The sequence below is a fragment of the Pontivivens marinum genome (assembly GCF_900231835.1).
Classification (GTDB): domain Bacteria; phylum Pseudomonadota; class Alphaproteobacteria; order Rhodobacterales; family Rhodobacteraceae; genus Pontivivens; species Pontivivens marinum.
Window position 1 is genome coordinate 136,360 of record NZ_OCTN01000005.1, and the last position, 26,522, is coordinate 162,881.

At 60.4% G+C, this 26,522-nt stretch carries 20 protein-coding genes and 1 tRNA gene; 15 read left to right on the plus strand and 6 right to left on the minus strand.

Annotated features, from left to right (window positions below; all coding sequences use genetic code 11):
* Positions 1-5 precede the first annotated feature (5 nt).
* Positions 6-2,393, plus strand: a complete 2,388-nt coding sequence (locus tag CR254_RS12810; protein ID WP_097930592.1) for a ligase-associated DNA damage response DEXH box helicase — start codon at positions 6-8, stop codon at positions 2,391-2,393.
* On the opposite strand, the gene CR254_RS12815 is transcribed toward CR254_RS12810, so the two are convergent.
* The gene (locus CR254_RS12815; protein WP_097930594.1) at positions 2,390-3,076 is read right to left on the minus strand and encodes a M48 family metallopeptidase; all 687 of its coding nucleotides are present in this window, start codon (positions 3,074-3,076) and stop codon (positions 2,390-2,392) included. The two genes, CR254_RS12810 and CR254_RS12815, sit on opposite strands and share 4 nt — an antisense overlap.
* A gap of 7 nt (positions 3,077-3,083) precedes the next feature.
* Positions 3,084-4,328 (minus strand): polyhydroxyalkanoate depolymerase, encoded by a 1,245-nt coding sequence (locus CR254_RS12820; RefSeq protein WP_097930596.1) that lies wholly within the window; start codon positions 4,326-4,328, stop codon positions 3,084-3,086.
* 163 nt (positions 4,329-4,491) lie between these two features.
* Between CR254_RS12820 and CR254_RS12825 the strand changes: the two genes are divergently transcribed.
* The 4 genes from CR254_RS12825 (at position 4,492) to CR254_RS12840 (ending at position 7,801) form a co-directional block, all read left to right on the plus strand.
* On the plus strand, positions 4,492-4,830 hold the full coding sequence (locus CR254_RS12825; protein ID WP_097930821.1) for a TIGR02300 family protein: 339 nt from the start codon (positions 4,492-4,494) through the stop codon (positions 4,828-4,830).
* Between the two features lie 86 nt (positions 4,831-4,916).
* Positions 4,917-4,992: transfer RNA gene (locus CR254_RS12830), tRNA-Ala, on the plus strand.
* Between the two features lie 285 nt (positions 4,993-5,277).
* Entirely contained in the window at positions 5,278-6,417 is a 1,140-nt protein-coding gene (locus CR254_RS12835) for an MFS transporter (RefSeq protein WP_097930598.1), read from the plus strand.
* Positions 6,410-7,801, plus strand: coding sequence for an MATE family efflux transporter (locus CR254_RS12840; protein WP_097930600.1), 1,392 nt, complete (start codon positions 6,410-6,412; stop codon positions 7,799-7,801). The genes CR254_RS12835 and CR254_RS12840 overlap by 8 nt, the downstream gene beginning before the upstream one ends.
* Positions 7,802-7,822: 21 nt before the next feature.
* On the opposite strand, the gene ychF is transcribed toward CR254_RS12840, so the two are convergent.
* Positions 7,823-8,920, minus strand: coding sequence for a redox-regulated ATPase YchF (gene ychF, locus CR254_RS12845; protein WP_097930602.1), 1,098 nt, complete (start codon positions 8,918-8,920; stop codon positions 7,823-7,825).
* Between the two features lie 230 nt (positions 8,921-9,150).
* Between ychF and CR254_RS12850 the strand changes: the two genes are divergently transcribed.
* The 7 genes from CR254_RS12850 to CR254_RS12880 all read left to right on the plus strand — a co-directional run bounded on the left by CR254_RS12850 (position 9,151) and on the right by CR254_RS12880 (position 17,143).
* A complete protein-coding gene (locus CR254_RS12850; protein WP_097930604.1) occupies positions 9,151-10,542 on the plus strand; it encodes an aspartate aminotransferase family protein in 1,392 nt (463 codons plus the stop codon).
* Positions 10,539-11,828, plus strand: coding sequence for an NAD(P)/FAD-dependent oxidoreductase (locus CR254_RS12855; protein ID WP_097930606.1), 1,290 nt, complete (start codon positions 10,539-10,541; stop codon positions 11,826-11,828). Before CR254_RS12850 ends, CR254_RS12855 begins: the two co-directional genes overlap by 4 nt.
* 145 nt (positions 11,829-11,973) lie before the next feature.
* The gene (locus CR254_RS12860) at positions 11,974-13,401 is read left to right on the plus strand and encodes an aldehyde dehydrogenase family protein (protein WP_097930608.1); all 1,428 of its coding nucleotides are present in this window, start codon (positions 11,974-11,976) and stop codon (positions 13,399-13,401) included.
* Between the two features lie 29 nt (positions 13,402-13,430).
* Entirely contained in the window at positions 13,431-14,171 is a 741-nt protein-coding gene (locus tag CR254_RS12865) for an SDR family oxidoreductase (RefSeq protein ID WP_097930610.1), read from the plus strand.
* Positions 14,171-15,157 (plus strand): P1 family peptidase, encoded by a 987-nt coding sequence (locus CR254_RS12870; protein ID WP_097930612.1) that lies wholly within the window; start codon positions 14,171-14,173, stop codon positions 15,155-15,157. Before CR254_RS12865 ends, CR254_RS12870 begins: the two co-directional genes overlap by 1 nt.
* Before the next feature lie 16 nt (positions 15,158-15,173).
* A complete protein-coding gene (locus CR254_RS12875) occupies positions 15,174-15,797 on the plus strand; it encodes a TRAP transporter small permease (protein ID WP_097930614.1) in 624 nt (207 codons plus the stop codon).
* The gene (locus CR254_RS12880) at positions 15,794-17,143 is read left to right on the plus strand and encodes a TRAP transporter large permease (RefSeq protein ID WP_097930616.1); all 1,350 of its coding nucleotides are present in this window, start codon (positions 15,794-15,796) and stop codon (positions 17,141-17,143) included. The genes CR254_RS12875 and CR254_RS12880 overlap by 4 nt, the downstream gene beginning before the upstream one ends.
* Positions 17,144-17,175: 32 nt before the next feature.
* On the opposite strand, the gene CR254_RS12885 is transcribed toward CR254_RS12880, so the two are convergent.
* The 3 genes from CR254_RS12885 to CR254_RS18080 all read right to left on the minus strand — a co-directional run bounded on the left by CR254_RS12885 (position 17,176) and on the right by CR254_RS18080 (position 18,410).
* Positions 17,176-17,319 (minus strand): entericidin A/B family lipoprotein, encoded by a 144-nt coding sequence (locus CR254_RS12885; protein WP_097930618.1) that lies wholly within the window; start codon positions 17,317-17,319, stop codon positions 17,176-17,178.
* A 367-nt stretch (positions 17,320-17,686) separates the two neighbouring features.
* Positions 17,687-18,244, minus strand: a complete 558-nt coding sequence (locus CR254_RS12890; RefSeq protein ID WP_097930620.1) for a sigma-70 family RNA polymerase sigma factor — start codon at positions 18,242-18,244, stop codon at positions 17,687-17,689.
* Positions 18,237-18,410, minus strand: a complete 174-nt coding sequence (locus CR254_RS18080) for a hypothetical protein (protein ID WP_180955989.1) — start codon at positions 18,408-18,410, stop codon at positions 18,237-18,239. Before CR254_RS18080 ends, CR254_RS12890 begins: the two co-directional genes overlap by 8 nt.
* A gap of 154 nt (positions 18,411-18,564) precedes the next feature.
* On the opposite strand from CR254_RS18080, the gene CR254_RS12895 reads away from it, so the two are divergent.
* From CR254_RS12895 to CR254_RS12905, 3 genes are all read left to right on the plus strand, one after another.
* The gene (locus tag CR254_RS12895; RefSeq protein ID WP_097930622.1) at positions 18,565-19,368 is read left to right on the plus strand and encodes a response regulator; all 804 of its coding nucleotides are present in this window, start codon (positions 18,565-18,567) and stop codon (positions 19,366-19,368) included.
* Positions 19,369-19,518: 150 nt separating this feature from the next.
* Positions 19,519-21,315 carry an autotransporter assembly complex protein TamA gene (locus CR254_RS12900; RefSeq protein ID WP_097930624.1) on the plus strand — a complete coding sequence of 599 codons (1,797 nt, stop codon included), beginning with the start codon at positions 19,519-19,521 and terminating at the stop codon, positions 21,313-21,315.
* Positions 21,315-26,519 carry a translocation/assembly module TamB domain-containing protein gene (locus tag CR254_RS12905; RefSeq protein ID WP_097930626.1) on the plus strand — a complete coding sequence of 1,735 codons (5,205 nt, stop codon included), beginning with the start codon at positions 21,315-21,317 and terminating at the stop codon, positions 26,517-26,519. The genes CR254_RS12900 and CR254_RS12905 overlap by 1 nt, the downstream gene beginning before the upstream one ends.
* Positions 26,520-26,522: the final 3 nt, after the last annotated feature.

Consider the following 26,522-nt stretch of genomic DNA (forward strand, 5'->3'; position numbering starts at 1 on the left):
TCCCCATGGCGCTGCCCGACCTGTTCACCGACTGGTTTGCGTCAAAGGGCTGGTCGCCGCACCCGCACCAACTCGCGCTACTAGACGCACAGGCACGCTCCACCCTGCTGATCGCCCCGACCGGTGGGGGTAAGACGCTGGCGGGGTTCCTGCCCTCACTGGTGCAGCTATCCAACGGCCCGCATCAGGGGATGCACACGCTGTATATTTCCCCGCTCAAGGCATTGGCGGCGGATATCCGGCGTAACCTTGAAACCCCCGTCCGCGAAATGGGTCTGGACCTGCGGATCGAGGACCGCACCGGCGATACCAAGCAAAGCACCCGTCAGCGGCAGCGCGTCGATCCCCCCGATATCCTGCTGACCACACCGGAAAGCCTCGCCCTGTTGCTCAGCTATCCGGAAGCCCCGCGCATCTTCGGCGGTCTGCGCCGCGTGATTGTTGATGAGATTCATGCGCTGGCCGAAAGCAAACGCGGCGATCAGATGACCCTGTGTCTGGAACGGCTGGAAACTCTCGCCCCCGATTTCCACCGCACAGGGTTGAGCGCAACGGTCGAGGACCCGCCTGCGCTGGCTCGGTTCCTTGGCCCTGATACGGATATCCTGCTGGCCGATGCAGGCCCGCCTGCCGATATTGCCATGCTGGACACCGCCCAGCCCCCGCCATGGATCGGTCAGGGTGGCAGGCATGCCGCGCCCGAGGTGATGCAGCAAATCCACCAGCACAAGATCACCATCATCTTCATCAACACCCGCGCCCAATCTGAGCTGTTCTTTCAGGCGCTCTGGGCGGTAAACGACGAAAATCTGCCGATTGGCCTGCACCATGGCTCGCTCAGCAAGGAGGCCCGTCAGCGGGTCGAGGCCGCAATGGTGGCGGGCGAATTGCGTGCCGTTGTGGCGACCGGCAGCCTCGATCTGGGCATTGATTGGGGGAATGTTGATCTTGTGATACAGGTCGGTGCCCCAAAAAACGTCAAGCGTTTGGTGCAGCGGATCGGGCGGGCGAACCACCGGTATAACGCCCCGTCCAAGGCGTTGATTGTGCCTGCAAACCAATTTGAAATCATCGAATGCCGCGTCGCGTTGGAGGCCGTAGAGGATGCCGATCTGGACGGCGATCCCCGCCCCGATGCGCCACTGGACGTGTTGTGCCAGCACATCCTGCTAACCGCCTGTTCCGCCCCGTTCGATGCTGATGCGCTCTATGAGGAAGTTAAACGTGCGGGGGCCTATCACACCCTCAGCCGGGCGGCATTTGAGCGGTGCCTGGATTATTGCGCCACCGGCGGCTACGCCCTGCGCGCCTATGACCGTTATCAACGCTTGGTGGAACGTAACGGCAAGTGGCAGCTACGCGACCCCCGCGCGGCCCGTGATCTGCGGATGAATGTCGGCACGATTCTGGACAGCCACACGCTAAAGGTCGCCTATCGTCGTGGCCGCATGTTGGGAGAGGTCGAGGAAGCCTTTGCCGCGCAACTGGTCCCCGGCGATACCTTCCTGATTGGCGGGCAGGTCGTGGAATATGACAGCCTGCGGGAAATGACGGTGCGCGTTAGTCCGTCGAACGGAAAAGCCCCCAAGATCGCAGCCTTTGGCGGCAGCAAACTGGCCATGTCCACCAAACTGGCGCACCGCGTGCTAGATTTTCTGAATGATCGCGCCGCATGGGCCCGCCTGCCACAGCACAGCGCCGACTGGCTGGACCTGCAAACGCGTATCAGCCAGATGCCACAGGCGGATCGGCTGCTGGTCGAAACCTTTGCCCGTGGGCCGAATTTCTATTCCGTCTGGTACGCCTTTGCCGGTCGCAACGCCCATCAAACGCTGGGCATTATCCTGACACGACGGATGGAGGAGGCTGGGCTGGGCCCCCTCGGCTTTGTCGCCAATGATTACGCGCTGATGATCTGGTCTCTGGACCCTGTGACCGACCCCGGCGCCCTGTTGCAAGGCGAGGATTTGCGCAGCGCCTTGGACACGTGGTTCAGCGAAAACACGGTGATGAAGCGGACCTTCCGCATCCCTGCCCGCGTCGCCGGATTGATCAGCCAGAACCTGCCGGGCCAACGCAAATCGGGGCGGCAGGCGACGTTTTCCACCGATATCCTGTACGACACGCTGCGCCGCTATGATCCTGAGCACCTGATGCTGGAAATCACCCGCGCTGAGGCGATGCGCGGCATGGTCGATTTTGATCGGGTCGAGGAATTATTAAGCCGGATCAAGGGCCGCGTCGATCACGTCGCAGCACCCCATGTCACGCCCCTCAGCGCGCCACTGATTCTGGAGGTCGGTCGCGTTCCGGTAAGGGGAGAGGCCGAACGCCGCCTGCTGGACGATGAGATTGGCGCGGTATTGCGCGAGGCAGGCGTCGCAACGCCCTAGGCGTCAAACCGATACCGATGCAAATCCGCCCCATCCGTGCGCAGCCAAGTGCGCTGCTCCTGCCAACCCGGTTTCAGCCGGTCCACAATGGTCCAGAAATCGGCGGAGTGGTTCATCTCGATCAAATGCGCGACCTCATGTGCAGCGACGTAGTCCAGCACTTGCATCGGGGCCATAATCAACCGCCACGAAAACATCAGATTGCCGTCGCTGGTACAACTGCCCCATCGGGATCGCGGGTCGCGCAGGGTCAGCTTGCCGCTTGGAACGCCTAGCTGCGCCGCATAATGCACCGTCGCAGTGGCCAGCCGGTCACGGGCCAGCCCGCGCAGCCACGCGGACAGCGCCCCACCCGGATTGCCCAGCGGCGCGTGCAGCACACCCTGCGCCGCCGCGATACCCCGACGCTTGCTCAACTGAACCTTGTGCAGGTTTCCCTCGACAGGAATGACCGTCCCCTCGGCAATGGGGACGGGTTGTGGCGTGCGGGCCAATGCGGCGCGCAGCCAATCCTCACGCTCCATCAGAAAGCCATCAATGGCCTTATCCGCCACACGGCGCGGCGCGGTCAGCACAGGATCACCGCCGATAAAGGGCACACGCAACGTCAACTGACGCGCCTGCGCGGAACGGCGCAACACCACCGTAATCGGAGGCGACCCGATGCGTCGAAGCTCGCTCACCTAATCCTCAGGCGTGGGGTGCGCGCTGCGCTTGCATGAACTCCGCCACCTTGGGCTGGATGAAATTGCGCCAGCGCGATCCGTTGAACACGCCGTAATGGCCAACCTTTTCCTGCACATAGTGCACACGCTTTTCATCCGGCAGATTCGAGGCCAGATCATGCGCCGCCTCGGTTTGGCCCAGACCGGTAATGTCGTCCTTCTCACCCTCAATGGTCATGATGGCGATATCGGTAATCGCCGCAGGCTGTACCAGACGGTCGCGATACATGTATTCGCCAATGGCCAAGGACCGCTTTTGGAACACACGCTCAATCGTTTGCAGATAGAATTCCGCAGTTAGATCCATCACCGCGTTATATTCATCATAAAAGGTCTGGTGCTGCGCAGTGCTGTCACCATCCCCCTTGATCAAATTGCGGAACTGGCGGACATGCGCGTCAACATGGCGATCCATGTTCATGGACATAAAGCCGGATAGTTGCAGGAACCCGGGATAGACCCGCCGCATGAACCCCTGATTGGGGAAGGGCACAGTCACGATGACGTTGTTCTCAAACCAGCTCAACGGGCGACCGGTGGCCAGATCATTGGGTTGCTTTGGATTGCGCGAGGTATCAATCGGCGACCCCATCAGCGTAACAGATGCAGGGCGCGCAGCATCGTTATCCTCGGCCATTAGGGAGGCCGCGGCCAGAACCGGCACACCGGGCTGACATACGGCCAGAACCGCAGGACGCTCACCGGTTTTGCGCGCCAGATAGCGGCACAGCTCCATCACGTAATCGGTATAATCATCCAGATCGAAATCACCGGCGGTGACCGGCACGTCACGCGCATCGACCCAATCGGTGATGTAAACGTCGTGATCGGGCAACATCTGCGTGACCGTACCGCGCAACAGCGTGGCGTAATGGCCCGACATTGGCGCCACAATCAGAACCGGTGTTTGGTCCGCAGGGGCGTCAGGCTTGGTAAAATGCAGCAGGTTGCAAAATGGCAGTTCCAGCTCGATCTGCTCAACCACGTCGAGGGTCTTACCATCGGTTACGACGGTTTTGATGCCGAATTCCGGCTTTGCGTAACGTCGCGTCGCATTGATGAACATCTCACATGCAGCAGCGGATGCGCGGGCCTGATAGGACGTGGACATGGGATTGAACGGCGAGGACAACATCTGCTGGCCCATCCGCGCGGCCTGCCGCATTGGGCCTAGCGCCGCATGCGTATATTCGTAGGCATGATACAGCATTGCCTGTCCCCTGTACTGACTCTTTTTGTTTGCGTCTGCGAAGGTGCGCCGTTTTGCGGTGCATTGCAACACATTGCTGCTTTCAGGGGCCAAAGCCTTTGACATCTATCCGCCCCTGTGGCACGGCACCGTCTTTAGTTATACGAGCAATGAGGGAAGTCTGATGCCGGAACAGGAATGGGGCACGAAGCGTCTTTGCCCTAGCTGCACGACACGCTTCTACGATCTGAATAATGAACCGACCACGTGCCCCAATTGCGGCGCAGTGCATGAACTGTCGGTCTTTACCCTGACCAAAGCCAAAGGCGCCCGCGCCGAGGCCGCGAAAAAGGAAAAGGCAAAGGCAGATGCAGCCGAGGCTGTGGTCGATGACGTGCTGGACGATGATGACGACGACAGCGATCTGAATGCCGATGATGATACGGTGTTGGACGATGACGACGATGACAGCGTTTCGCTCGATGAGATCGCAGACGCATCGAAAGATAACGACGACGATTGATTTCCGTCTTTGCGGAAATAACACTTTTCCCCTTGCGCGGGACCGGCAGTCGGCCTAGACATCCGCCGGTATCGTGCAAGCGGTTCGGGGCCTTAGCTCAGCTGGGAGAGCGCCTGCATGGCATGCAGGAGGTCAGGGGTTCGATCCCCCTAGGCTCCACCAAATATCCTTTTTTCGATATTTGACGGGAATGACCGAACAGGTCACCTGTGTTCCTGATGCAAAATCAGCACCCCCAATAGCGCAACAATATTTCGCGAACAGCACAGTTACCATTTAGTTAACGCACCCCTACACAGCTATTTATGCGCATTAAGAAATAAACTTATCCCTGTTTTGGGCAAGACACCTGCACCACCCACACAGTAGAGTTACCGCATCGCATCGTCATATCTGCGTCTGTAAAGCAGGCACTCATATCGGCCCGCCCCTTGCAGGACTATATTTATGCTGATCCTTGTGCTGTCGCTTGGCAACTTCGTCATTGGGATGGGCGTCTTTGTTGCCATCGGCCTGATCTTACCGATTCAGGAAACCTTTGGACTGACCGAATCTCAATCGGGATTTATCCTGACCATTTACGCCATCACCTATGCGATCAGTTCTCCGTTGCTGATAGCCGTCACAGGCGCGCAATCGCGCAAACGGGTGATGTTGTTCGGGCTGGGGGTGTTTGCGCTATCGGCGATTATGATCGCATTCGCGCAATCGGCGGCGATTCTCTTTCTGGCACGGGCGCTCTCTGCGCTGGGGGCGGGCCTCGTCACACCGGTCACCGCCAGCGTCGCCGCGTCGATCACAGCCCCCGAGCGGCAGGGCAAGGCACTTGCAACGGTTTTCGCCGGTTTAACCTTTGCCCAAGTGCTCGGCGTGCCAGCGGGAACATGGATCGGCTACACCTTTGGCTGGCAAACCGCGTTCTGGCTGGTTGCCGGACTGGGGCTGCTCTGTATGGGTGGCATCGCCCGCTATGTGCCGCGCGATCTGCCATTTCAGGTCACAAACCTGCACAGCCTGCGCGACGCGCTGCGAAACTGGCGGGGATTGCTGATCATCGGCTTCACCACCAGCTTTCTGGGCGCGATCTACGTGGTTTTCACGAACCTGCCCCCCTTGGTCGAGCAAACGATGGGCTATGGGCGCGACGGCATCACCGCCCTGCTGATCCTGTTCGGCGTGGGTGCGGTGCTGGGCAACTATCTGGGCGGATGGATGGCGGACAGGATCGGCCCGCTGAAAACGCTGAAAATGCTGTGCATCGCGCAAGTCATCCTGATGCCCGCCTATAGCCTGCTGCCCATGTCCGACTGGATGCTGGCCGTCCTGATGATCCTTTGGGCCGTGTTCGGATGGTCCTTTATGGCGGGACAGCAGGTGAGGGTCGTGCGCATGTCGGGCAACCGGCCTGCGGTCAGTCTGGCCCTGAACGCGGCGGCGGTGTATCTAGGGGCCACGATAGGCTCCAGCATCGGCGCAGCGACGATCTCAACGCTTAGCGTGAATGCGCTGGGGGTGGTGGGGTCCGCGACCGCGCTGCTCGCACTGGGCCACCTGCTACTGTCCGAGAGGGTCGTCCGCAATGGTTGAGAAGGCTAAGTTCCTGCACGGGCCCCTGATGGGCCACGTTGCGGTGATGTCGTTCACGGCCTCGCTGGGGTTGATGGCGGTGTTTCTGGTCGATTTCGCGGATATGCTGTTTATCTCGATGCTGGGCAATGCGGCGCTGGCGGCGGCGATCGGCTATGCCGGTGCGATCCTGTTTTTCACCACGTCGATTTCCATCGCCTTTGCCATTGCGACCGCCGCGCTTAGCGCCCGCGCGATTGGACAGGGCGATAACGACCGCGCGCGCCACGTGGCCAGCCACGCCATCACCTTTGGCATCGGGATCGCGATAGTAATCGCCAGCGTGGTCTGGCTGAACCTGCACAGCCTGGTCGCGCTGATCGGCGCGCAGGGTGAGGTGGCAGATCTGGCCGTCGGCTATCTGCGCATCATCGTGCCATCGCTGCCGGTCATTGTGATCGCGATGTCTGCGGGGGCCTTTCTGCGGGCCCATGGCGCTGCACGCGCGGCGATGTGGTCCACCATTGGCGGGGCGGTTGTGAATGCCGTGCTGGACCCGATCCTGATCTTTGGCTTCGATATGGAGCTACAGGGCGCAGCCATCGCCTCAGTCATCTCTCGCATGGCAATGGCATGGTTTGCGCTGCGGCCGATCTGGCGGGACTATGGCGGACTGCCGCTGCCGCGTATCTCGGAGCTGGTGGCGGATATCCGCCCCGTTGCCGCGCTGGCCATTCCCGCAATGATGACCAATGTGGCAACGCCCGTGGGCCAAGCATGGGTGACACGCTCCATGGCCCAATTTGGTGAGGACGCCGTGGCCGGCATGGCGATCATCAGCCGCATCGCGCCCGTTGCCTTTGCCGTGATCTTTGCCCTATCCGGCGCGATTGGCCCGATCATCGGTCAGAATGCAGGCGCGAACCAGCCGGAGCGCGTGCGCCGCGCCTTTACCGACGGACTGCTCTTTGTCGTGGGCTATATCGTGGTCGCAGCCACGCTGCTGTACCTGCTGCGCGCCCCCATCGCCGGTGTGTTCGAGGCGCAGGGCATCACCCGCAGCCTGATCTACCTGTTCTGCGGGCCGATTGCGCTGCTCTGGGGCTTTAACGGCGCGATCTTTGTGGGCAATGCCGTGTTCAACAATCTGGGGCACCCGCTATGGTCCGCCTGTGTGAACTGGGGGCGCAATACGCTGGGCACGATCCCGTTCGTGGCACTGGGCGCCATGTGGTACGGGGCCAGCGGCGTGTTGATCGGTCAGGCTGTTGGGGGAGTGGTTTTTGGCATTCTCAGCATCTGGCTAGGCTATCGCCTAACCTCGCACCAACTGCCACCATTGGGTGATCGCACATTGCCGCCGATGCAAATCCGGCTAATGCAGTTGATGGGCCGCAATCGTTAGGCGGCCCACCAACGGGTAAAATCAGGTGTTGAACAGGAAGTGCAGCACGTCGCCATCCGCGACGGTATAGGCCTTACCCTCAGCGCGCATCTTGCCCGCCTCCTTGGCCTTTTGCTCACCGCCCAGCGCGACAAAATCGGCATAGGCGATGGTCTCGGCGCGGATAAAGCCACGCTCGAAATCACCATGGATCACACCGGCGGCCTGTGGCGCCTTGGTTCCCTCATGGATAGTCCATGCGCGAGCTTCCTTTGGACCGATGGTGAAATAGGTCTGTAGGTTCAGCAGAGTATAACCCGCGCGGATCAGGCGATCCAAACCGGCTTCCTCCAGCCCCATATCGCCGAGGAATTCATCGCGCTCCGCATCGTCGAGCTGCGAGATTTCTTCCTCAATCGCGGCGGAGATAACGACCGAAACCGCACCCTGTGCAGCAGCCATTTCAGCAACACGGGCGGATTGGGAATTCCCCTCAGCCGCGCAGCTTTCCTCGACGTTGCAAACATACAACACGGGCTTCGCGCTCAACAATTGCAGCATTTTCCAGGATTTCTGCTCATCCTCGTCCACCTCAACGGTGCGGGCGGGGCGGCCATCCTCGATTGCGGCTTTGGCCTTTTGCAGCAGGGCTTCCTGCTCCTTGGCATCCTTGTCGCCGCCCTTGATCTTGCGCTGAAGGTTGGTCAGGCGCTTTTCGATACTGTCCAGATCGGCCAGCATCAGCTCCATCTCGATCACCTCCGCATCGGCAACGGGGTCAACGCGCCCGTCAACATGGGTGATGTCGTCATCCTCGAAACAGCGCAGCACATGGGCGATTGCGTCTGTCTCACGAATATTGGCCAGGAACTGGTTGCCCAGCCCCTCACCCTTGCTGGCACCCTTCACCAGACCGGCAATATCGACGAAGGTCAGGCGCGCGGGAATGATGCTCTTGGACTGTGCGATAGCGGCCAGTTCATGCAGGCGCGTATCGGGAACCGAGACCTCACCGACATTCGGCTCGATCGTACAGAACGGAAAATTGGCAGCCTGCGCAGCCGCCGTGCGCGTTAGCGCGTTGAAAAGCGTCGATTTGCCTACATTGGGCAGGCCCACGATACCGCATTTGAAACCCATGATCCTGCTCCTTGACCCAGAATGACCGGCTTCACTAAGGCCGCGAAGCGCCTCCGGTCAAGTGCGCCGCTCACTTGCATACATATATGGGGCAAATAACCCTGCGAACGGGGCGATTTCCGGTCAGATGAGGCTAGCGAAAATAACGACCGCACAACCCGCCCGACGCTGCTTATTCCCTTCCCTTCGCCGCGCCGCCGCGCCACTCTCACCGCAAAGGAGAGACTCACATGGCACCGAAGGATAACCACCCCCCCACCGCGGAAATGCAGGCGCTGGACGCCGCGCATCACATCCACCCGTTTTCGGATACCGCGCAAATGCGCAGCCGTGGCGCGCGTGTGATTACGCAGGCGGACGGGTGCTGGCTGACCGATAGTGAGGGAAAGCGTATTCTGGACGGCATGGCCGGTCTGTGGTGCGTGAATATCGGCTATGGTCGGCATGAATTGGCTGAGGTTGCAGCACGTCAGATGCAGCAGCTTCCCTATTACAACACCTTCTTCATGACGACACATCCGCCCGCAGTGGCCCTGTCCGCGAAGCTGGCCGAAATCGCGCCGGGCGATATGAACCGCGTGTTTTATGCCGGCTCGGGGTCCGAGGCGAACGACACCAATATCCGCCTTGCCCGCCATTACTGGCACCTGATGGGCAAACCGACCAAGCGCACGATTATCTCGCGCAAGAACGGCTATCACGGCTCCACCATGGGCTCTGCCAGTTTGGGCGGGATGTCGGGAATGCACGCACAGGGCGGCATGCCGATCCCTGACATTGTGCATATCGATCAGCCCTATTGGTGGGCCGAGGGGGGCGATCACTCGCCCGAGGAATTTGGCCGCATCCGCGCCGCACAACTGGACCAGATGATTGATGAGCTGGGGCAGGACAATGTCGCCGCCTTCATCGCGGAGCCCGTACAGGGCGCCGGCGGCGTTATCATTCCCCCCGAAACCTACTGGCCCGAAATTTCGCGCATCTGCAAGGAACGCGACATCCTGCTGATCGCGGATGAGGTCATCTGCGGCTTTGGTCGGACCGGCAACTGGTTCGGTTCGCAAACCTATAATATCGACCCTGACATCATGACCATCGCCAAGGGGCTTTCTTCCGGCTACCAGCCCATCGGCGGCTCGATCATTCGCGAAAGCGTGGCACAGGTGATCGAGGATGGCGGCGACTTTAACCACGGCTATACCTATTCCTCGCACCCCGTTGCAGCGGCAGTAGCACTGGAGAATATCCGGATTCTTGAGGAAGAAGGCATCGTCACCCGCGTTGCCGAACATACCGGTCCGTATTTGCAGAAAAAATGGGCCAGCCTTGCAGATCACCCGATGGTGGGTGAGGCCCGAATGGTCGGCATGATGGGCGCGCTGGAACTCACGCCAGATGCCTCGGCCCGCGCTGGTTTCGCGAATGAGGGCACGGTCGGCCTAATGACCCGCGAACGGTGCTTTGCCAACGGTCTGGTAATGCGCCATGTGGGGGACAAGATGATCCTGTCGCCGCCGCTGACCATCTCGGATTCCGAGATCGACACCTTGGTCGAGCTGGCATGGAAAAGCCTGGATGAGGGCATGGCCGTCGCCAAGGCCGAGGGGGCGTTCACCGCGTGAACCTGCTCTACGCCAACGACACACAGGGAACATATCCGCCCAGCTGGTATGCGGAAACAGCGATCCCGCACCCTGTCTCCGCGCCGCTGGATGGCGATATCACCACCGATATCGCCATTGTCGGCGCGGGCTATACCGGCCTCAGCGCGGCGCTGCATCTGGCACAGGCGGGGCGGCGCGTTGTTCTGGTCGATGCGCACCGCGTCGGCTGGGGCGCGTCAGGGCGCAATGGCGGACAGGTCGGGTCCGGCCAACGGATCGATCAGCCCGATCTGGAACAAAGCCTCGGCATGCAGGCCGCCCGCGACCTGTGGAATATCGGGCAGGATGCCAAATCGCTGGTCAAATCCCTGATCGCCAAGCACGCCATCCCCTGTGACCTGACACCGGGCGTGCTGCATACAGATCACCGCCAACGCTATGCCGCCGACAGCCGCGCCTATGTGGAGCATATGAACCGGCACTACGATTACCCCGTGGAATACCTGAACGCACAGCAGGTGGGTGAGCGTTTGGGCACCAGCGCCTATTTCTCAGGCTCCTATGACCCTGACGCGGCGCACCTGCACCCGCTGAACTATGCGCTCGGTCTGGCCGCTGCCGCGCGTAATGCGGGCGTCACGATATATGAGAACACCGCCGTCACCGCCCGCGACGGGCGTGTGCTGACCACGGCCACGGGAACCATCACCGCCGATCATGTGGTGCTGGCCTGTAACGGTTATCTGGGGCCGCTGGACGCGCAGGTGGCGCGCCATGTCATGCCGATCAACAATTTCATCGTGGCGACGGAACCGCTGGGCGAAAAACTGGCGCGCGAACTGATCCGCGATAATGTCGCCGTGGCCGATAGCCGCTTTGTGGTGAACTACTACCGCCTCAGCCGCGATCACCGGCTGCTCTTTGGCGGGGGCGAGAGCTACTCCTACCGCTTCCCCAGGGATCTGGCGGCCAAGGCGCGTAAGCCGATGCTAGAGATTTACCCGCAGCTGGCCGATGCAAAAATCACCCATGCTTGGGGCGGAACGCTGGCGATCACCATGTCGCGGATGCCCTATCTGCGACGGTTGCAGGATGGGGTGCTGTCGGCGTCCGGCTATTCCGGTCACGGGGTCGCGCTGGCCACGCTGTCCGGCGCGCTGATGGCCGAGTCGATTACCGGCAACAGCCCGCGGTTCGACACGATGGCGCGCCTTGCCCACCGCGCCTTTCCCGGCCCTCCCCGTTGGCGCACACCGCTGCTGGCCCTCGCGATGAGCTGGTACGCCCTGCGCGATCGCCTTTAACTCTTTTCGGCTGCTGGCTTTCTGCCAGCCACATAGCAGCCGGAAAGCAGCCACAGCGCAGCCTGCCGAAATATAGGTTAACGCAACCGCGCTTGACCTTTCGTCAGGCGCACGTTTGGGTTGCGCCAAAATTGGAGTGAACGACATGAATTTTGATCAGCGCGGCGTTTTTATTGCAGGTCAGTGGCACCCGGTCGCCAGCCACCTCCCCCTCGAAAATCCCTCAACCGGTGAGCAAATCGGAGAGATCGCACGCGGCGACGCCGATCACATCGAACAGGCTGTAATTTCAGCGAAAAAAGCACTCTCTGGCGATTGGGGCCGCGCAACAGCCGCCGAGCGGGGCCGGTTGTTGAGCAAGATCGGCCGCATGGTTCTGGAACGCGCAGATGATCTGGCGGAGCTAGAGGCGCAGGACGTCGGAAAACCGCTGGGACAGGCCCGCGCCGATGCTGTCGCACTGGCCCGCTATCTGGAATTCTATGGCGGCGCTGCGGATAAATTACATGGCACAACAATACCTTACCTAGATGGCTATACCGTCTACACCCTGCGCGAACCCCATGGCATTACCGGTCATATCGTGCCTTGGAACTACCCGATGCAAATCATCGGCCGGTCGGTCGGCGCGGCCCTGGCAACGGGCAATGCGTGCATCCTGAAACCAGCCGAGCAAGCCTGCCTGACCGCCCTCGCCTTTGCCGCCATCGCGCATGAGGCGGGCCTGCCCGAGGGGGCGCTCAGCGTGGTTCCCGGATTGGGTGCCGAGGCCGGTAGTGCGTTGACCGCGCACAAGGAAATCAACCATATCAGCTTCACCGGATCGGTCGGCGTGGGCCGTATGGTGCAGCGTGCAGCCTCGGAAAACATCGTACCGGTCACATTGGAATTGGGCGGGAAATCCCCGCAACTCGTCTTTGCCGATGCCGATCTGGACGACGCCCTGCCCTTCCTCGTGAATGCGGGTATTCAGAACGCCGGCCAAACCTGCTCCGCCTCGTCCCGTATCCTTGTAGAACGCTCGCGTTATCAGGAGGTTGTGGACAAAATGGCCCAGCGTTACAGCGCCCTGCGCGTCGGCGCGGCCAAGGATAATCTGGAGATCGGCCCCCTGATTTCCGCCCGTCAGAAGGCAACGGTCGAGGGCTTCCTGAAACTGGGCGGCGACATTGCCGGTCAGGGTCGTATCGTGGATGATGCGCCACAGGGTGGCCACTATGTCGCGCCGACTTTGCTAACCGGATTGGCGCCGGATCACCCCCTTGCGCGGGATGAAATTTTCGGTCCTGTTCAGGTGGTTATCCCCTTTGATAGCGAGGAGCACGCCGTCAAGATCGCCAATGGTACCGATTACGGTCTGGTCGCCAGCATCTGGTCCGATAGTGGTGCACGGCAGATGCGCCTAGCCAAGAAACTACGCGCGGGTCAGGTTTTCCTGAACAATTACGGCGCTGGCGGCGGTGTTGAACTGCCCTTTGGCGGCAGCGGATTGTCGGGGCATGGTCGTGAAAAGGGGTTCGAGGCGCTTTACGGCTTCACCACCCTGAAAACCGTCGCTGCACGCCACGGCTAAACCAACACCATTTTAGGGAGGATAATTCCATGCGATTAAAAGATAAAACAGCCATCGTCACCGGCGGCGCGTCAGGTTTTGGCGCAGGCATCGCCCGCAAATTCATTGCCGAGGGCGCACGCGTCATCATCGCGGATCTAAACGGCGAGGCCGCCACCGCAATGGCCGCTGAATTGGGCTGCGATGCGGTGCAGGTGGACGTTGGCGATAGCGACAGCGTCACGAACTTGGCCGCGCAGGCACAGGCGATTTTCGGCACACCCGATATCGTGGTGAACAATGCCGGCGTCACCCATTTGCCCAAGCCGATGGAGACAGTGACCGAGGAGGAATTCGACCGTGTTTTCCGCGTGAATTCCAAATCTATCTACCTGATGGCAAAGGCTTTTGTACCGGGCATGAAGGAACGCAAATCCGGCTCCTTCGTCAATGTCGCCTCGACTGCGGGGGTTAGCCCGCGTCCTAATTTGAACTGGTACAACTCGTCCAAAGGCTGGGTGATTACAGCGACCAAGGCGATGGCGGTGGAGCTTGCGCCCTTTGGCATTCGCGTCAACGCGCTGAACCCTGTGGCGGGTGAAACGCCTCTGCTCAAAAGTTTTATGGGTGAGGACACGCCGGAAATTCGGGCGAAGTTCATCTCCACCATTCCGCTGGGCCGTTTTTCCACAGCCGAGGATATGGGCAACGCGGCATGCTTCTTTGCGTCCGAGGAGGCCAGCATGGTCACCGGCGTCGCAATGGAAGTCGATGGCGGGCGCTGCATCTGATGTCTTACCTGCCCGGCCCCCGAAATTTGATCACTGATGTCAAAGGCCTGCGTGTTGGTAACGCGCAGGATGACACCATCCGTTCCGGCAGCACGGTCCTTGTATCGGATGCCCCGTTCACCTGCGGTGTGCACGTTATGGGCGGCGCACCGGGTACGCGGGAAACGGACCTGCTGGCACCGGATAAATCGGTGCTGGCGGTGGATGCGTTGGTGCTGTCCGGGGGCTCGGCATTCGGGCTGGATGCTGGCGCGGCGGTAATGGATGCGCTGGCCGCAGATGGCCGCGGCTTTGCCGTTGGGCCGGCGCGGGTGCCGATTGTGCCCGCCGCCATTCTGTTCGATCTGGTCAATGGCGGGGACAAGGATTGGGGCATTAACCCCTATCGTGCCTTGGGCGATGCGGCCTACCGCGATGCGTCCGAAGATTTCGATCTGGGCACAGTGGGCGCAGGTGCTGGGGCGATTGCGGGCTTGCTCAAGGGCGGCTTGGGGTCTGCCTCACTAACACTGCCCAGTGGTCATACGGTTGGCGCGCTGGTTGCTGTGAATTCCCTCGGCAATGTGACCAGCGACGGGCGGCGGTTCTGGGCCGCTCCGTTCGAGGTTGAGGACGAGTTTGGAGGCTTGGGTGCGGGCATGCCGCCATCTCTCGCCGATACGTTCCGTACCAAGCGTGAACTGTTCGAGCGCGGAAACACCACAATCGCTATCGTTGCCACCGACGCGGTTCTGGACAAGGCAGGCTGTACCCGCATGGCCACTACCGCCCATGACGGCATGGCGCGTGCGATTGTTCCGGCCCATACGCCCATGGATGGCGATCTGGTTTTCGCTGCCGCAACCGGTGCGAAGGACGGGGCCGATCCGCTGGCACTGGGGCATGCGGCGTCGATCTGTCTGGCCCGTGCGATTGCACGGGGCGTACATGCGGCGCGGGCACAGCAGGGTGATCTGGTTCCCGTCTGGTCATCCCTGAACGCTTGACACAAATGCCTAGATAATGCCCCTGAACCCCGAAGTTACCTGTGAGGGGTTGGGCATGGCGGCAATCGCACCGCAATTGGAACAGAGGGCAGGCGCGGTACTGGCCGCGACTGCACGGGCAATGGCCCTGTTCGGCGGGCTGGTTCTGGCCGGTATCGCGGCGATGACGGTTCTGTCCATCATCGGGCGGGCGCTGGTGCCCTATGGCCTCGGCCCTGTTCCGGGGGATTTCGAGCTGGTCCAGATCGGCTGTGCCATCGCGGTGTTCAGTTTTCTACCGTGGTGTCAGCTCAACCGTGGACACGTCACCGTTGATCTATTGGTTCAGCGGCTGTCACCTAGGCTACAGGCGCTCAGTACGTTGCTAGGCGATGTCGCACTGGCGGCAGTTGCGGTAATTATGGCGCGGCAATTGTGGATCGGCATGTCTGACAAGTTCTGCGCCGACCCCAATGACGCGATTTTCGGCTGGCTGTGGACGGCAACAGACCTCGCCCAGCCCTATTGCTGGGTTGAGGCGACATATGAGCTGAACATGCCTGTCTGGTGGGGATATGCCGTGGGGTTGATCGGTGCGGTTATGTTTGCTGTCACCGCGCTGCATTCCATCTGGCGATCCACGAATGAGGTTCTGGCATGAGCGGGTTAGAGATGGCCGCAGCAGGCTTTGCCGCGATGCTGGTCATGATTGCAGTGCGCATCCCGATTGCCGCAGCGATGGCGATCACCGGATTTGTCGGAGTATGGATATTGCGCGGAACCTCTGCGCCGATGCTGGGCATGCTCAAGAGTGTGACATGGGATGCGTTTGCGTCCTATTCCCTCAGCATTGTGCCGCTCTTTCTGCTGATGGGGCAGTTCGCGTCGAAATCTGGCATGTCCGAGCGATTGTTCCGTGCCGCCGCTGACTGGTTGGGCCATCGCCGTGGTGGCATTGCAATTGCCGCTGTGGGGGCCTGTGCGGGCTTTGGCGCGGTGTCGGGATCGTCGCTGGCGACGGCTTCGACCATGGGGCAGGTCGCGCTGCCACAGATGAAGCGGTACGGCTATTCCGATGCGCTGGCCACGGGTGTTTTAGCGGCGGGCGGCACGCTGGGCATTCTGATCCCGCCCTCAATCATTCTGGTCATATACGCCATTTTGACCGAGCAAAATATCGAGAAGATGTTTGCCGCCGCGATCCTGCCCGGTCTGCTGGCGGCGGCGGGCTATGTCATCGTTGTGCTGCTATATGTGACGCTGAAACCCGGATCGGCGCAGCGGATGCCGCGCAAGCCATGGGCGCAGCGGATGGGATCACTGTTGCAGGTTTGGCCGGTGGTGATGATCTTTGCCTTGGTGATCGGGGGCATTGCCGCCGATTGGGATTGGGGCAAAACCGGCAGGCAGGCGCTATTCACCCCGATTGAGGGCGCAGCGGTCGGCGCGGTCCTAACCGGATTATACGGCCTGTTGAGCGGTGGTTTAAACCGGCGCAGCTTTACCGATTGTGTGCTGCAAACCGCGCAGGCGACGGCGATGATCTATTTCATTCTGTTCGGGGCGCAGCTGTTCAATACATTCCTCGCCTTTACCCAAACGCCGCAAGCCTTGGCCGAATGGGTGGTTGCCAGTAGGTTCAGCCCGATGGCGGTGTTGTTGCTGATGCTGCTGACCTATCTGATCTTTGGCTGCGTCATGGATTCCCTGAGCATGATCCTGCTGACGATACCGATCTTTTTTCCGATCATCCAAGGCCTGGAGTTCGGCATGACGCCGGATGAAACCGCGATTTGGTTCGGGATCTTGGTGCTGATCGTGGTGGAGGTGGGGCTAATCACGCCGCCGGTCGGGATGAACCTGTTTATCATCAACGACATCGCCAAGGGCGTTCCGATGGGCCGCACCTATGCCGGTGTCATGCCATTCGTCGCCAGTGATTTGATCCGTGTGGCGATTTTGGTCAGCACGCCGTGGCTGAGCTTGGCCCTCGTCCGGGCGATGTAATGCGCCGGCCATTAAGGCCAGCGCATTTGAAATCAGTTCGATGCGTCGTTTGCTGCATCCTGAATGGCCGAGCCACCGCGCTCCACATCCGCGCCAACGCCGCGAACCGTGTTGCAGCCAGCCAGAACTGCGCCGGCCAGAAGAAGGGAGGATACCGTAATTGCGATTTTAGTCATGTTTAGTGCTCCTGTTTAAAATGAATGTCCGATAAAGTTTAAGTCAGGTGATGCCTGCCTCAGCATTCCGCATAGTCACAGATTAGTGCCGTACAAAATGTGTCTGCGCGCCCCAGAGTCAATAAAATGGGCCCGATACGTATAATGCGCCAACCTATCGGGCCGGCGCATTGAAATCAGTTTGATCTGTGGCCTGCGATGTCATCGAGGCGGCTGCCCCGAAAACATCGGCACAGGCGTCCTGTTATATCAGGCTACAACCAGCCAATGCGCCAACGGCCACCAGCGCGGCAATCTTAAATGCGATAGCGGGAACATTTTGTACGAGTTTAGGCATCTTCTGCATCCTGTTTCTGGTTTAAACGGGTTATGCGGCGCCCCGACCTGAATCGACCATAGCAGCGAGGGTCGTACCATCGGTTAGCCCGGCTTCATCCTGATCCATGCCCAACATGTCAGTCAAGCGTGCACGCGCACGGTTTACCCGGCTTTTGACAGTGCCAATCGCGCAATCGCAAATCTGGGCTGCCTCCTCATAGGACATTCCGGCGGCCCCGACGAGCATCAGGCTCTCACGCTGATCCGAGGGCAATGTCTCGAACGCCTTGCGAAAATCGCTAAGGTCCATCACGCCATCCTGCGCGGGTTTCACGCTGAGGCTGTCAGTATAGGCGCCGTCAACGTCCTCAACTTCCCATTTTTGCTTACGCTTCGAGGAATAGAAGGTGTTGCGCAGGATCGTGAACAACCATGCCCGCAGGTTTGTGCCGGCCTGAAACTTTTCCTTATTGGACAGCGCCTTTACGATGGTGTCCTGCACCAGATCATCGGCGCGCGCATGTTCGCGGGTTAACGAGCGGCCAAAGGCACGCAAATCGGGAACCAGTTCAACGATGCTTTGTTCGAAGTCGATTTCATCACTCATCGGCAGTACCGTCTGTTTTTGACGCAGCCTTTTTGCGCAATTGCGCAACCAGATCGGCGAGCTGGCCGGACATCGGTTCGCTCATGCTATCCTCATAGACCTGCTTGAGGTTTGCTTCGATCCGGCGCTCGCTTTCTGAACGCTCTGTGTCGTCGTATCCGACCATCCTAGTGTTTCCTGTTTCATCGGCGCGTGTTTCAATGGCGCGTGGGTTTGACCGACGTACGCACAGCCCTACAATGTTACTAACTTACAGGTAGGGCTGAACGTTCCAAAGGAAACGCCTTACCATAAAACCAATGTAAATTCTGAGGGACGACATGGATATCAGCGGCCAAATTGGTAAATCACTGCCGGAACTGCGCCGTTACGCCCGCGCATTATGCGGATCGCAAAGCGTCGGTGACGCCTATGCTGTGGCGACGATGGAGGCGATCCTGGCGGATGCCACCCTGCTAGAAGGCAGCACAAATGCACGACGCACCCTGTTTGAGGTGTTCAGCAGCATCTGGCGATCCTCGGGCGAGGATATTTCGACCAATACCGATATGATCTCGCAACGCGAGGCTGCAATGCAGGGGCAGCTATCGGTCCTGACCCCCCGCACGCGTGAGGCGCTATTGCTGCGTCTGCTTGAGGATTTCCAGCATCACGACATCGCCCGCATCATGCGCGTTCCACCGGCCGAGGCACAGGAACTGGTTGAGATCGGCATGGCCGAGCTGGAAAACGAGCGCCGTTCGCGCGTGCTGATCATCGAGGACGAGCCCCTGATCGCGATGGATCTAAGCCATATCGTGCAGGAGCTGGGCCATGATGTGATCGCCGTCGCCCGCACACGGGACGAGGCCGTCACCGCGGTAACCGACCTGACGCCGGATCTGATCCTGGCTGATGTTCGACTGGCCGATGGGTCCAGCGGCATTGATGCGGTTGAGGATATTCTGGGCGCTGGTAGTGAACAGATGCCCGTCATCTTTATCACGGCCTATCCGCATCGCCTGCTAACAGGAGAACGGAACGAGCCGACCTTTGTGATCGCCAAACCGTTTGACGAACGCAAGTTGCGCGTTCTGATTGATCAGGCCTTGTTCTTTAAGGTTCTGCCGGAAATGCAGGCCTAGGGAACGGCGGTTTTTCGCCAGCCTGAACCGACGTGAATGTGTGGCGGCCAAGGTGCAAAACACCTTGGTTTCCCCCTGATTTCGGGATGCATTCCACTGTGCTTGCGCCTAAGATTCGGGCCAGACATTCCATGATTGGAGCTAACTAGCATGTTGCGAACAATGCCATGTTTCGTGATCGTTACAGCACTGGCCGCGTGCGGCACTGACGATCTTGGCTTTGATGTGCCAGCTCCGGTTGATCGAATTGACTATACCGTAACCCTAACCGGCGCCCCCACCGATGAGGTGAGCGATCTGGCCGAGGAAACGCTAGCGCTATATCTGCGGCAGGAGGATGGCGCGGTTTCGCCCGCCTTTCTGCGGCGGCGTGCAGATAATGACATCGACACCCTGAAATCATTGCTGCAATCCGAGGGGTATTACACCGCCGAGGTGACGCGCGTTGTCACCGGTGGTGAGGATGACACGCCCCTAAATGTCGAAATGGTTATTGAACCGGGCACTGCCTATGCCCTGCGCAATCATGCGTTTGAGTTACAGAATGCCTCGCCCAACCCAACATTGCCAGCGCCGCAAATGCTGGGCAGCCCGGTGGGTCAGCGTGCGCAGGCGATCCTGATTCTGGAGGCGGAGGACGCCGCCGTCGCCACCCTGCGGGGTGAGGGCTACGCCTATGCCAAATATGTTGACCGCAACGCCGTGGCCGATCCGGAGGCGGGAACGCTGACTGTACGTTCCAGCATTGATGCGGGCCATCAGCATACATTCGGCCCGATGACCTATGTCGGTTTGACCAGTGTCGAGGAGGAATACCTCAACACCTATATCACATGGCAGCAGGGGCAGATTTATGACGCGCTGGCCGTTTCGCAATTCCAGCAGGACCTGATCCGCACGGAACTGTTCAACACCGTCACCGTTGAGCCGCCGCAGGACGCACCAGACGATGTTGCCCTACCGCTGACCGTCACGGTGGATGAGCGAAAGGAGCGCACCGGCTCCATTGGTTTGCGGTTTGATACCGATGCAGGTGTGACGCTGAATGCCTCGCTAGAGCATCGCAACCTGTTGGGCCGCAATGAAAACGCCCTGTTCGAGGTTGAGCTGGGGGAAACGGATACCAGTGTCGGGCTCAGCTTTCGGGTGCCGCAATTCGATCGCGACGGACAAACCTTGACTGTGGCCATGTCTATCTCGGACGTGGATGAAGATGCCTATGACGGCGTTATTGGCACGATTGGCGGCGGGGTTGAGCGTGAATTGAACGACGAATGGCGCGTAGGTGCCTCTGCCGTTTACGAAAATTCGAACATTGATGAGGATGGCGTTGATACCGACATCTCCATCGTCGGGCTGCCGCTATTCGCGGCGTTTGACAATACGGGTGACCCGCTGGACCCGCGCAGCGGTGTGCGGGGACGCCTGACGCTGGCCCCCTTTGCAGGTGATGTGAATGATGAGAGCGTTAATTTTGTACGCATTGACGGGCGCATCGCAGGTTATCTGGCGCTGAACGAGGATAGTTCGCTGGTGCTGGCCAGCCGTGCGCGCATCGGCTCGATCATCGCGAATGATGTTTATGACGTGCCAATCACGCGGCGCCTGTTTGCAGGCGGCGGCGGGTCTGTCCGCGGCTTTGCCAATAACTCGCTGGGGCCGGAGGATTCTGACGGCGATGCGCGCGGCGGCCTGTCGGTTGTGGAAATCGGCACGGAGCTACGCTTTGGCATTGTCGGTGATCTGGGCGGTGTCGTCTTTGCCGAGGCCGGGCAGGTAAGTGATAGCGTAACACCGCAATTTGACGATCTGCGTTCGGCGGTGGGTACTGGCATCCGCTACTATTCGCCGATTGGCCCCATCCGCGCCGATCTGGCATTCCCGCTGGACCCCGATGATGACGAAGACGGATTCCAGTTTTACCTCGCAATCGGGCAGGCCTTTTGATGCGTATTTTTGCCGTCCTGCTGATCTGGCTCAGCACTGTTCTGCCGGCTACGGCGCAAAGCTCGATTTTCGATCTGGATAACCGGCTGGTGCAATTCGCGCTGAGCCAGATTTCATCCCCCGGCAGCTTTGAGATCACCGCCGATCTGGTTGAGGATGCCGAGGGTGCAACCCGCCTGAACGGGGTGAAAATCTCGGACGGAACCGGTGTCTGGATGACGATTGATCAATTGGTGGTCGATTGGTCTGCAACCGCGATCCTGCGTGGTCAGCTCAACCTCAGCCGTATCATCGTGCGTGGCTTGGACATGACGCGCGCACCCTCCGCCAATGCGGAGGCACCTGAGCTGGATGTACAGGCGACGCAGGGCACGCCATCGCCCTTTGACTGGCCCCGCGCCCCGATCCCCGTGATCGTAGAGGCGATGACGCTGGAGGATATCCGCATCGGGCCCGACGTTATGGGGCAGACGCTGACCTTTGACGGACAGGGGTCCGCCCGCGATCAGGGGGATGAACAAACGGTCGAGATGACCATCACCCGCACGGATGAGATCGATGGCGAGATCGCCCTGACCTATCTGCGCGATTTCGCGGCAGAAACGCTGGGCATCGACCTGACCGCGCGTGAGGAAGCAGGCGGCATCGTCGCCCTGCTGGCCGGATTCCCCGAGGACAGCGCCAGCGCCGTTACCGTCAGCGGCAATGGCCCGCGCGATGATTGGCAACTGACCTTTGATGCCGAAACCGACGACGTTTTCGCCGCGCAGGGTGAGGCAACTGTCAGCTATGTTGAGCCGCTGGGCGTGAGCGCCGATTTCACCTTGGTTCCCGGTCCGCAGATCAGCCCGACCGTTCGCGCCGTCACGGGTGAGCGGGCGCAACTGGATGTCGCCATCGTTCAGGGTGAGGACCGCGTGCTGCGCATCGACGCGCTGCAATTGGACAGTCCCGCCCTGCAACTGACGGGGCGTGGCAGCTTTGACATGGAAACCCGCACCAGCGATCTGGCAATCGTTCTGGATGGCCAGCGTGAGCTGTCCGATCTGGTCGAGGGGTTAGCCTTTGAACGCTTCGGCTTTGACGGGCAGGTCACCGGCCCGCCCGAGGATTTGACCGCACAGGGCATGGCATCTCTCACCGATTTCCAGTCTGCGCTGGTCGATGCGCAACAGGTCTCGCTGACCGTTGATGCACGACGCATAGGGGAACGGTTGCGCGTTACCGCAGATGGCACCGGCACCGGATTGCGGTTGGACGAGGTGGATGCCGACACAGTGGGTGAGGCAACCCTGCGCATCGACGTGGTGCAGGATGGTGATCTGATCGAGCTGAACACAGCGCGATTGAACAGCCCGCTGATCTCCTTCTCGGCGCAGGGCACCACCGATCTGGCCTTTCAAAACGCGGATATGTCGGTCGATTTGTCGGCAGATAATGTCAGCCAGATCGCCCGCGCTTATGGACAGGACGCCACAGGCGGCTTGGTCATCAGCGGTGAAGTCGCGCGGGTTGAGGGTGTGCTAAACGGGCAGCTTTCTGGTCGTGTCGCGGATTTCCGCAGCCCCGCCGCCGATTTGGACAGCTTGGACCTGACGGTTTATCTGGGGCAGTTGGGTGAGGATATCAGCATCGCACTGGACAGCTCGGCAACCGGTTTGCGGTTGGATCAGCTGGAGGCCGGTTTGATCGGCCCCGCTCGGATCGAGGCACAGGCAACGCTGGGCGCCGAGTTGTTGCAGTTGAACAGCCTGACCCTGCGCTCCACCCCGCTGGATATTACGGTCAGTGGCTCGCAGGAGGTTGAGACCGGCCTGACGCAGTTCGAGTTGCGCGCCCAAACCGGTGAGGCAGAACCCTTTGCGCTGGCCTATGGCGTGGATGCGTCGGGGCGCTTGAATTTACAGGCCGAGGGATCGCTAACCGATGGCGTTCTGTCCAGCACGCTGAACGCCAATTTCCTGCAACCGCGATTTGCGGATCAGGCCAGCGCGGAGCAGTTGACCCTATCCGCCAACGTGATTGGCAGCAGCGAAATCGGCTACACCGTGCAGAACGTCATTGAGGCAACGGAACTGGCAACAGCCGACATTCCGGCCAGCACAATCGGACCGGTTCAGATCACGTCCGAGGCCCGCTTTATCGACGGTATTCTGGACGTGCAGCAACTGGATGTCAGCAGCCGTGTTCTGAACGCCACTGGCGCCGCGCAATACGCACTGGATACCGGCGACGGGACCGCACGGCTGAATGCAGAACTGCCGCAACTTGGCCCGCTGGCCGATGCGTTCGGGCAATCCGCGGCGGGGGCGGTCACGCTCAGCGCGCAGGCCTCCAGCACGGATGGCATTGTGCAGGCAGAGCTGCAAACGCAGTTGCGTGGCGGTGCCTATGCCGATCTGGCCGATATCGGTCAGGCGGATATCCGCATCGGTGTGAACGGTCCACTGGATGATTTTGCGCTGACTGCGGATGCGAACATCACCGGACTGCGTGTTGATAGACTGACGCCCGACCTGCTGGGTCCTGTCACATTGAGCGCGACCGCGCAGATTACCGATAGTGCGCTGGCCACGGCGCAGGCTGACCTTAGCTCGGATGTGCTGACCGCAACCCTAACACCGCGCGACGGTGGTCAGGTGCTGGATTACGCCCTGCGCAGCGATGATATCGCGCAACTGGCGGCGGCCTATGACGCGCAGGCCAGCGGGTATTTGAGCGCAGACGGCACCGTCACGTTGGGTGACGTTGCGGCGGTTAGCGGCGCGCTGGAGCTGCGCGATCTGATCGTTTCGCAAAATACGCTTGGTACGCTTAGTCTGAACCACGAGGTCACGCTTGGCGATGCGATTGAGGCGCGCGTCGGCTTGCAGGGCAGTGGTGGGCTGCTGTCCAACACCAATATCACGACACGCATTTCACTGGCGGGCGATGCCCTAGCCGTGCGTGATTTGAGCGGCACACTGGTCGGGCAGCAACTGACCGGTCGGGCGGATGTGGACCTGTCTACGCTGTTGACCGAGGCGAGCCTGAACCTGTCCGCCGCCGATCTATCCACATTGCCCGTTGCCGATCTGGTCGGCACCGGCACAGGTCAGATCACCTTGACGCGCAGCGGGGGACAGCAGAATGCAGACCTATCGCTGACGTTGAGCAATGCGGGGACTGGTGCCACCACTGCCAACAATACCACCTTGCAGGCAAATGCTGTGGACCTGCTGAGCGGTGATCCTCGGGTCACGGCCAATGTCACGGTGAAGGGCGTGGATGCCGGAACGGCGCAGATTAACACTGCGACCGTGACCGCGAATGGCACGCTGTCGGACCTGAACCTGACAGCAACCGCGCGGGGTGAGGCGGCTGGCCGTGATCTCAGCCTCGATACAACAGCGCAGGTCGCGCTGGATGGACCCACGACCAATGTAACTGTCACCGAGCTAACGACTGCGCTGGGGGATGCGCAAATCTCCCTCTCCGAACCACTGCGCATTTCCGTGGCTGGTGGGGTCGTGAACGCGAACAATATCGATATCACCCTGCCCGGCGACGGCAGGTTGACCGGTGACGTGCAGATGATCGGTGGCGGCTTGGTCGGATCGTTGAGTGCCGTTGCGATTGATCTGGGCACAGTGGCGGAGGATGCGGATATTTCCGTGCTCGCCGGTCGTCTGGATGCCGAGGCGACGTTCGACACCCGTGCCACACGTGCCAGCGCGACGCTGGAGGGTACATTGATTGATTTCGTTGGCTCGGACGTGTTGGAGGAGGGCCTGACCGTCGATGCCGATTTTGGCGCGACATGGAATGGACGGATTGTTCAGGCGGATGCGCGTATCGAGGGCGGCTTTGACGAACCGTTTGAGATGAGCGCATCCATTCCCGTTATCGCCAGCGCCAACAGCCCCATTCCGCAACCCGCGATGAACCAACCTGTATCAGCAACAGTACGCTGGGCGGGTGAGGTTCGGCCGCTTTGGGCATTCGTGCCTGCACCGGGGCAAATCCTGTCCGGCCTGGCGACACTCGATCTGGATATAGACGGCACATTGGCCGCGCCGCGTGTTGGCGGCAACGTATCGCTATCTGACGGGCGTTACGAGAATCTGGACGCGGGTGTGATCCTGACCGAATTGACGCTGATCAGTGATATCGATCCTGCGGGCAACCTTGCCTTTACCTTGCAGGGCAGTGATGGCGGCAGCGGGTTTTTATCCGGTGAGGTCAACCTGACCACGGCAGATGGCCCGCTTGAGGTGATCTCGGAGTTCGTGGTTGAGGAAGCCGTGCTGATCCGCCGCGATGACCTAACCGCACAGATCAGCGGAACGGTCGGGGTGAATGGACCGCTAAATGCGCTGGATATCACCGGTGCGCTGAATATTGATCGGGCCGAGGTGCGGCTGGTCAATGCCAGCGCGACGGAAATCGTGACGCTGGGCGATGTGCACATTCTGGGGCAACCTGTTGAGGAGGAAACCAGCAATGCACCGACCTCGATCAGCCTGAACATCGACATTCGCGCGGCCAATGGCCTGTTCGTGCGGGGGCGCGGGCTGGAATCCGAATGGGAGCTAGCGCTGGATATTCGGGGCACCGCCGCGCAACCCCGCGTGACAGGTGAGATTGAGCGCCTGCGCGGGTCCTTCTCCCTGATCGGGCGCAGCTTTGATTTGACCGAGGGGAAATTCACGCTGGATGGCGGCTCGACAATTGATCCACGCATCTATGTGGTTCTGACCCGCACGGATGATGACCTGACCGGTCAGATCATCGTTTCCGGGTCGGCCAGCAACCCCAGCATCAGTTTCGCCTCGCAACCCGCCCTGCCCGAGGAGGAAGTCCTGCCGCAACTGCTGTTCGGGCAATCCCAGCAGAGCCTGAATGCAGGGCAGGCGCTACAGCTCGCATCGGGACTGGCAACGCTGCTATCGGGCAATAGCGGCCCATTTGATGTAGCACGCGGCGCGCTAGGCGTTGATGTTTTCCAGCTGGATGCGGGTGAGGGCGGCGAAGGTTCATCTCTGACCGTGGGTAAGACCCTTGGGCAAGGTGTCTTTGTCGGCGCGGAAACCGCGCTGGATGGATCGGGTGAGAATACGGTGGTGATTGAGTTGGACGTGATCCGCAACGTGGTCATCGATGCGCGGATCGCCGCGGGTGAGGGGTCATCCTCGCTGGGTATCACCTATAGCCGCGATTTCTGAGCG